The 509-nt window shown below is 55.2% G+C and carries 1 protein-coding gene; it reads left to right on the top strand.

What is annotated here, in order from left to right; all coding sequences use genetic code 11:
- Positions 1–475: WzyE family oligosaccharide polymerase (locus K5E19_RS24065; RefSeq protein ID WP_221553416.1), on the top strand; the 475-nt coding region annotated here is incomplete at its 5' end.
- Between the last annotated feature and the right edge of the window lie 34 nt (positions 476–509).

Genomic DNA, 509 nt, shown 5'->3' with positions numbered 1-509 from the left:
CGCACGTGATTTCTACGTCTTTATCCCGACCTGGCTGTGGCCCGATCGGCCTGGCGTGGTGCTGAACACGGCGAACTACTTTACCTGGGAAGTGCTCAACAACCACTCTGGCCTGGCGATCTCCCCGACGCTGATTGGCTCGCTGGTGGTGATGGGCGGCGTGTGGTTTATCCTGCCGGGCGCCGTGGCCGTTGGGCTTATCATCAAATGGTTCGACTGGCTTTATGTGCGCGGGAACGAAGAGACCAACCGTTATAAAGCGGCGATTTTGCACAGTTTCTGTTTTGGTGCCATTTTCAATATGATCGTGCTGGCGCGTGAAGGGCTGGATTCGTTTGTGTCGCGCGTGGTGTTTTTCATGGTGGTCTTCGGTCTCTGTCTGCTACTGGCGAAACTGTTGTACTGGCTGTTTGATAGCGCGGGCCTGATTCACCGACGACTGACGCGGGCAACCAGCACGCTTTCCCAAGTCTGAGTAAGGATAATAATGACTGACAATACCTCTGCGC

This window comes from Enterobacter sp. RIT637, from assembly GCF_019718755.1.
GTDB lineage: Bacteria > Pseudomonadota > Gammaproteobacteria > Enterobacterales > Enterobacteriaceae > Enterobacter.
This window is presented reverse-complemented; position numbering and strand designations above follow the sequence as displayed.